Origin of the sequence: uncultured Roseibium sp. (assembly GCF_947499295.1) — a bacterium.
GTDB lineage: Bacteria > Pseudomonadota > Alphaproteobacteria > Rhizobiales > Stappiaceae > Roseibium.
Genome location: NZ_CANMNP010000005.1, coordinates 297,344 through 305,431, shown reverse-complemented (window position 1 = coordinate 305,431; position 8,088 = coordinate 297,344). Strand labels below are relative to the sequence as shown.

Below are 8,088 nucleotides of genomic sequence, written 5' to 3'. Positions count from 1 at the left end.
AAGGCAGAAGAACTACAGGAAATGATGGCAGGCGGACAGGAACTCGCCCAACTCGAAGGCTCACTCGGCGGTACGGTTTGAAGAGCAGTCTCGCAACGGACGGAATGCACACGTGAAAAAACTCGATGTCATCACGATCGGCCGGTCTTCGGTCGATCTTTATGGAGCCCAGGTGGGTGGCCGCTTGGAGGACATGTCGTCCTTCAACAAATATATCGGCGGTTCGCCCACCAACATGGCGACGGGCACAGCCCGTCTGGGCCTAAAGTCCGGTTTGATTACCCGGGTTGGCGACGAGCACATGGGCCGCTTTGTCCGGGAGGAGCTGGAACGCCACGGGGTCAACACCCAAGGTGTCATCACCGACCCGGACCGGTTGACAGCGCTCGTTCTTCTGGGAATTCGCGATCAGGAACAGTTCCCGCTGATTTTCTACCGTGAGAACTGCGCGGATATGGCGCTCTGTGAGGACGACATCGACCCGGACTTCATTGCCTCCGCCAAAGCTGTTGTTGCGACCGGCACACATTTGAGCCACCCCGAGACCGAAGCAGCAGTCCTGAAGGCGCTGAAACTGGCGCGTGAATCGGGTGGCAAGACGGCCCTCGACATTGACTACAGGCCAAATCTCTGGGGCCTCTCAGGTCACGGCGACGGCGAGAACCGCTTCATCGCCTCAGATGAAGTCAGCGCAAAACTGCAATCGACCCTGAACCTGTTTGACCTGATTGTCGGGACGGAAGAAGAGTTTCACATTGCCGGCGGCACGACAGATACGTTGCAGGCCCTGAGGAATGTCAGAGCGGTATCCAGGGCAACGCTCGTCTGCAAACGCGGCCCCATGGGCGCCGTCGCTTTTGAAGAGGACATTCCCTCAAGCCTCGATGACGGCATCTCCGGGCCAGGTTTCCCGATCGAAGTGTTCAATGTGCTGGGGGCCGGCGACGGTTTCATGTCCGGTCTTCTCAAAGGCTGGATCACAGGCTGCGACTGGGTCACATCCCTGACTTATGCCAACGCTTGCGGCGCTTTCGCAGTCTCCAGACACGGCTGCACGCCAGCCTACCCCAGCTGGGAAGAACTTCAGTTCTTCATCAAGCGCGGCGTCAAGGACAAGGCCTTGCGCAAAGACAAGGAACTGGACCAGATCCACTGGGCCACCAACCGGCACACCTCCCATGGTGGTGACTGGTCCACCATGCGCGTTTTTGCATTTGATCACAGGATACAGCTGGAACAGATGGCGGATGAAGCCGGTGTTACGCACGAGCATCTGGGGTTTTTCAAGAACCTGTGTCTCGATGCGGCGCTCAAGGTGGCAGATGGAAAACCCGGCTACGGCATTTTGTGCGACAGCCGGCTCGGCCGCGATGCCCTCTATAAAGCCGCCGGCACAGGACTGTGGATCGGACATCCTGTTGAATGGCCAGCCTCCCGCCCGTTGAGCCTGGAGCCGGAGATTGGTCCCGATTTCGGCGGCCTGGCCGAATGGCCGTCAGAACATGTCGTCAAGGTGCTGTGCTTCTATCATCCAGACGACGCCGATGACTTGAGGGCGCAGCAGGAAGATGTCTTGAAACGTCTCTTTGCCGCGTGCAGGCGAAATGGTCTGGAACTTCTTTTGGAGATTATTCCATCAAAGGTTGGCACCGTTGATGATGACACGACCGCTAAAGTCATTCGACGCATCTATGAGGTAGGCATTTATCCAGACTGGTGGAAGCTTGAACCCCTTACGACAAAAGAGGCCTGGTCGCGCGCTTGCACGGCGATTACCGACAACGATCCGAATACGCGCGGCATCGTCATCCTCGGATTGGATGCACCTGAAGACCAGCTGGCTGCAAGCTTTTCGGAAGCGGCACAGTTTGATCTCGTCAAGGGCTTTGCTGTCGGTAGAACCATATTTGCCGATGCGGCGCGCAAATGGCTTGCCGGTGAACTTGGCAATGAAGACGCCGTCGCCGAGATGAGCAAACGCTTTGAGCGCCTTTGCCAAATCTGGGACAAAGCACGCGCGCACTCGCAGTCCTCCGAACATCAAGGAATACCTGCATGAGCACTCTCCGCCTCACCGCGGCGCAGGCCATGGTCCGATATCTCTCAGCGCAAATGAACGAAGACGGCGAACGTTTCATCGACGGCGTCTGGGCCATATTCGGCCATGGCAATGTCGCAGGCCTTGGCGAAGCGTTGGAGCAAGCCGGCAACACGATACCGACCTGGCGTGGCCAGAATGAGCAGACCATGGCGCACACGGCCATCGCATATGCCAAGGCAAAGCGGCGCAGACGCGCAATGGCGGTCACATCCTCGATTGGACCGGGCGCAACCAACATGGTCACCGCAGCAGCACTTGCGCATGTCAATCGCCTGCCGGTTCTGTTGATCCCTGGCGACATCTTTGCAGGGCGCGCGCCGGATCCGGTGCTTCAGCAAGTCGAGGATTTCGACGATGGTACGGTTTCGGCCAATGACTGCTTTCGGCCCGTTTCCCGCTATTTCGACAGGATTGTTCGCCCTGAGCAGCTGCTCACGGCGCTGCCGCGTGCGCTCCGTGTCTTGACCGATCCAGCCGATTGCGGTCCTGTCACGCTGTCCTTCTGTCAGGACACTCAGGCAGAAGCCTTCGACTATCCTGAAAGCTTCTTTGAGCCCAAGGTCTGGCGTATCCGGCGTCCCGAACCTGACAGCCGGGAGGTCTCTGACGTTGCAGCCCTGATCGAGGCCGCTGAACGCCCGGTTCTGGTTTGCGGCGGCGGTGTCGTGTATTCGCAGGCCGAAGAAACGCTTGGCGATTTCGCAACCCGCCACGCCATACCCATTATCGAAACCCAGGCAGGCAAATCAGCACTGGCCCAGTCTCACCCGATGAACTTTGGGGCTGCCGGGGTCGACGGTGCCGCGTGCGCCAACGAACTGGCGGAAAAGGCCGATCTTGTCATTGGCGTCGGCACGCGGTTTCAGGACTTCACGACCGGTTCGTGGGCGCTGTTCAAAGACCCGAGCCGCAAACTGGTGTCGATAAACGTTCAAGGCTATGACGCGGACAAACACAGCGCGGTCGGTCTTGTCGGTGACGCCAAGGTCTGCCTTGAGCGGCTATCGGCAACGCTCAATGACCACCGATCAGGCGCTTTTGATCCGCAATCCCGTCTCAATTGGCTTGCCAAGGTCGATGCCCACTGCGGCGCTCGGTCCGATGTATCAGAAGATTACCTGCCAATTGATGCGGAGGTGATCGGCGCGGTTCAACGCGCTGCAAACGAAAAGACCATCGCCATGTGTGCTGCCGGAACAATGCCGGGTGCGCTCAAGCTTTTATGGCAGGCACCCCAGGGTGGCTATCACATGGAGTATGGCTATTCCTGTATGGGCTACGAAATTGCCGGTGCCATGGGTGTCAAGCTTGCGCAACCCGACCGGGACGTTGTCTGCTTCGTCGGCGACGGCTCTTATATGATGGCCAACTCCGAACTTGCCACAGCTGTCATGCGTCAGGTCCCCTTTACGGTGGTGCTGACCGACAACCGCGGTTTTGGCTGCATCAACCGATTGCAATTGGGGACAGGTGGTGCCGAGTTCAACAATCTTTATCGGAGCGCCAATATTAAAGTGCAGCCCGAGATCGACTTTGTTGCCCATGCAGCTTCCATGGGTGCACATGCGGTAAAGGCGGAGGACATTGCCGACCTGGAAAATCAAATCCTGGCATCTAGGGCCAGGCAGGTTCCTACCGTGATCGTGATCGACACCGATCCGATGCACGGCCCCGGTGAAGCCGGAGGTGGCCATTGGTGGGACGTTGCCGTTCCCGAGGTATCCGCCCGGCCTGAAGTCAAAGAAGCCCGCGAAAACTATCTGGCCGCGCTCAAAGATCAACGCGCCGACTAACCCTCATCAGGGACAAAGAAAACATGATCCTTTACGGCGCCAACCCGATTGCCTGGGCAAACGATGATGACCAGACGCTCGGTGCCCACATTCCCACAGAGCAGATCCTCAAGGAAGCTTCGGCAATCGGTTTTGACGGTATTGAAAACGGACACCGTTGGCCGGATGAACCGGAAGAGCTTAAACAGTTGCTCGGCAGTCATGGCTTGAAGTTCATCTCCGGCTGGTATTCGTTCAACCTCCTAGACCAGTCGGTCGAGGATGAGAAGAAGGCGATCCAGCCGCACCTGGACAAACTGAAGCACAATGGCTGCAAGGTTTGCATAGCCTGCGAAACCTCAAACACCATCCAGGGGTCCGATGTAGACATTTCCACCAGCCCGGTTCTGAGCGCAGAAGAGATGAAAATCTTTGGTGCGAAGGTTGAAGAACTCGCGGCCTTTTGTGCGCAGCAAGGCATTGATCTTGTCTATCATCACCACATGGGAACCGTAGTTGAAACCCTTTTGCAAATCGATGCTTTCATGGCCGCCACCGGCCCGTCGACAAAACTGCTCTTTGATGCCGGTCACTGCTATTTCGGAAGCAAGGGTGAGGATCCGGCACCCGTCCTGAGGACCTATATTGACAGGGTCGGCCACTTCCATGCCAAGAACGTACGGCCCGCCGTGATGAAGAATATCCGGGAGAATGGCAAATCCTTCATGGACGGGGTCCGGGCCGGTGTTTTCACAGTGCCGGGCGACGACGAAGGCGGCATAGATTTTCACCCCCTTTTGACGATCCTGAAGGAAGCCGGTTATCGGGGCTGGATTGTCATCGAGGCTGAGCAGGACCCCGAGGTCCACAATCCTTTCAAATACCAGAGCCTTGGTCTTAAGACGCTCAAGGCCATTGCTAACGAATTGGAACTGACATGAGCGACCTTCTGCGAAAACCGTCGGGTACCAATGGCAAGGTTCACGACATCACCGTAGAGAGCGCCAGAGGCCCCAAGTCACAGGATTGGGGATATGTAGGGTTTTCGCTCTATCGCCTCAAAGCAGGCGAGACGGCCAGTGAAACGACAGGAGACCGGGAAGTGATCCTGGTCATGGTCGAAGGAAAGGCCGGTATCTCTGCCGGCGGGAAAGACTTCGGCGAGCAGGGCGAACGCATGAACGTGTTCGAGCAACGGCCGCCGCACAGCGTTTACGTTCCAAACGAAACCAGTTGGTTGGCTACCGCCACGACCGACTGCACCATCGGTGTGTGCACCGCGCCAGGCAAGGGAGGTCATACGGCCAGGGTTTTGCCGGTTCCCGAGAGGGTCACACGTGGCAAAGGTGCGAACACACGGTACATCTATCCAATTGCGATGGAAGAATCCGATGTCGCCGACAGCCTCTTGGTCACTGAAGTATTCACGCCCCCGGGCAACTGGTCGTCCTACCCGCCGCACAGGCACGACGAGGACAATTTTCCGGACATGACCTATCTGGAAGAGACTTACTATCATCGTCTCAACCCGGACCAGGGCTATGGCCACCAACGGGTTTTCACTGAAGACGGAATGCTGGACGAAACCATTTCCATGAACAGTCATGATGTCGTGCTGGTTCCGAAGGGACACCACCCATGCGGCGCACCTTATGGCTATGAAATGTACTATTTGAATGTCATGGCGGGCCCGATGCGCAAATGGCGCTTTCAAAACCATCCAGACCATGACTGGATCGCAGAGCGGGATGCAGGCTGAGACCTCTTAGCGAGACGTCCCGGCAACAAATCCGGCGCGTTCTGAAAAACCGGCAAAAAAAGGGTGCCCGGAGGCACCCTTGATCTTTTCACATCGATGGTCGTCCATCCGTCACGCTGCGCTTCGATCACCGGCCCTGTCACCGGAGACCCTGGCAAGGAAACGCTCGACCTCTTCTGCCAGATTTGAGCTGGCCTCAGAGACGAGATCAGACGCCGAGTTCACGGAAACCGCTTCCTCGGAAGTCTGAAGCACAACGTTCGATACGGATGACATGCTGGTAACGGCATCCCCTGTGCTGTCGCTGGCAGATTTGGCCGAACGGGCAATTTCCAGATTGGCTGCACGCTGTTCTTCGATAGCACCGGCCACAGAACTTGTAAGACTTCTGATCTCATCGACCTTTTCGGCAATATGCCCGATAGCACCGGCTGCATCTTTAACCGAGCCCTGAATACCCGTAATGCGACCCGAGATTTCGTCCGTAGCCTTGGATGTCTGCTCTGCCAGATCCTTGACTTCCGAAGCAACCACCGCAAATCCGCGTCCAGCTTCACCGGCGCGCGCCGCCTCAATGGTCGCGTTGAGGGCAAGCAGATTGGTCTGTTCGGCAATATCCCGGATCAGATTGACAACACTGCCGATGTGTTCGGCAGCATCAGACAGGATCTGCACATCCTTGTTGGTCGTCTCCGCGGCTTCCACGGTTTCCTGGACAATCCGAGACGTGGTTTCGGTCTGGTTGGCGATTTCCTGAACCGTCGCCGTCATTTCCTCAGTCGCGGCCGCGACCGTGGCAACACTTTCCGAAGCACTTTTTGAGGCGTTGCCAGCAACATCGGATTCCGACCTGGCATTTGTGGCAAGTTCATCAAGTGTCGCTGCTGCTCCACGCATCAGTCCCATCTGATCGGATACTGTGGCCAACCGATCCGACATGGTGCCCTGGAACTCAGAGATGAGCGTTTCCAGGTACTCCTGACGTTCCTGTTCACGATCACGTTCTCCGCGAGCATTGGCTTCCAGTTCCTGCCTCTGGATGGCGTTTTCCTTGAAGACAGTGACGGCACGGCTCATGTCACCGATTTCATCCGTGCGATCCGCGCTTTCAATATCGACACTCAAATCACCGGCTGCCAATGCACTCATCGCGTTCACCAACCGGTTGATTGGAGACGTAATCGTACGAGCTGCAAACAAACCTGCGACAGCAGCTATCGCAAGCAAGGCCAGGCCGGCCAAAATCATGCGATTGCGCAGCGAAACGACCGGCAAAGACGCTTCCTTATAGGACTGCAAGGCCAAGAGAAGAAACTCGTTGTTCTGATAGTTGAACGTGATGGCCTCTACGTCCATCAATTCACCGCGGTGCAATTCGGCGTAGCCAAAGGCTTCACCATTGGCTCTTGCTTCGTCAATCACCGCGCCTTCAATCTTGGTGGTCAAGATGTCATTGACGTCTGGTGTGTAGGTGGTGTCGTTCCGCATCAAGCCGTCGTCACCGATCAACACAAGTTCACCGGAATTGCCCAGACCTAGGTTGTGGCGCATCAGCTCATTGATCTTGTCAACGGGCATCTGAAACGCCAACACGCCCACTGTGTTATGGTCACCATCAACGACGGGGTGTGCCATGAAACTGGCCGGCGCATCGTAACTGGGGCCGTATGGCGCGAAGTCTTCAAAGGCCACATCGCTGTGCGCCGTTATCGTCATGGCCTTTCGGAACACCTCGCCGAGGTCAGACCCGGCCCATTTGCCGCCATCGGCCTTAAAATTGGTTGCATAGTCCAATTCCTTGAAAACCGAATAGACAAGGTTCCCCTCAGTATCGAACAGAAAGACGTCATAATAGCCTTCATCCTGCTGAAGCTTGTGGAACCATGGATGATATTTGGCATGGACAACATCATAGGCTGAACCTGTCTCAGCCGCGTAAAGCTTGTCTTTCTCTCCGGTCGGGTGCGGATTGTTCGAGATGTAGGCATCTTGGAGTGCAGACTCCAGATTCACCCCGTCCTTGGACATTTCCTGCCAAGCGGTCGAAAACTCGTTGACTGCTGCGACCGTTCCCGGGTTCTCCGCTATCAAGACCAATTGATGCTCAATCGTTTCGAGATACGCACGGATTTCAGCCGAACCGGTCTCAGCTGCTGCCAAAAGCCTTTGCTTGGTCAACTCGTCAATGCTGGCCACAGATGTAAAATAGCTGGCCAACCCGATGCCAACGCCGACAATCGCGGCAGCCCCGACGACCATTGCGGGTATTTTTCTTGCGAGACGGAAAGCCATTTTCGTCCCTTCCTTAGCGGTATTTATGGTTTCATCAGCCCGAAATTCCCGGCTAAGTTAGGGTAATAATAAAACATAGACTTAACGTTTTCACCTTTAGATAATAATTAGATATTGCAAAAAATTACAATATACAAAAGTTTGAAACTAGGTAAAGCGCCTTT

The 8,088-nt window shown here is 56.1% G+C and carries 5 protein-coding genes; 4 read left to right on the top strand and 1 reads right to left on the bottom strand.

Going from position 1 to position 8,088, the window contains the following annotated elements; genetic code table 11:
- Window positions 1-112: 112 nt before the first annotated feature.
- Genes iolC through iolB form a run of 4 tightly spaced genes read left to right on the top strand, consistent with a single transcriptional unit; the run spans window position 113 to window position 5,632 of the window.
- Window positions 113-2,059, top strand: a complete 1,947-nt coding sequence (gene iolC / locus Q0835_RS11340; RefSeq protein ID WP_298961164.1) for a 5-dehydro-2-deoxygluconokinase — start codon at window positions 113-115, stop codon at window positions 2,057-2,059.
- Window positions 2,056-3,894 (top strand): 3D-(3,5/4)-trihydroxycyclohexane-1,2-dione acylhydrolase (decyclizing), encoded by a 1,839-nt coding sequence (gene iolD / locus Q0835_RS11335; protein WP_298961162.1) that lies wholly within the window; start codon window positions 2,056-2,058, stop codon window positions 3,892-3,894. The genes iolC and iolD overlap by 4 nt, the downstream gene beginning before the upstream one ends.
- 23 nt (window positions 3,895-3,917) lie before the next feature.
- Entirely contained in the window at window positions 3,918-4,814 is an 897-nt protein-coding gene (gene iolE, locus Q0835_RS11330; protein ID WP_298961160.1) for a myo-inosose-2 dehydratase, read from the top strand.
- Window positions 4,811-5,632 (top strand): 5-deoxy-glucuronate isomerase, encoded by an 822-nt coding sequence (gene iolB / locus Q0835_RS11325; protein WP_298961157.1) that lies wholly within the window; start codon window positions 4,811-4,813, stop codon window positions 5,630-5,632. The genes iolE and iolB overlap by 4 nt, the downstream gene beginning before the upstream one ends.
- A gap of 111 nt (window positions 5,633-5,743) precedes the next feature.
- Here iolB and Q0835_RS11320 read toward each other — a convergent pair whose 3' ends face one another.
- Window positions 5,744-7,924, bottom strand: coding sequence for a methyl-accepting chemotaxis protein (locus Q0835_RS11320; protein ID WP_298961155.1), 2,181 nt, complete (start codon window positions 7,922-7,924; stop codon window positions 5,744-5,746).
- Window positions 7,925-8,088: the final 164 nt, after the last annotated feature.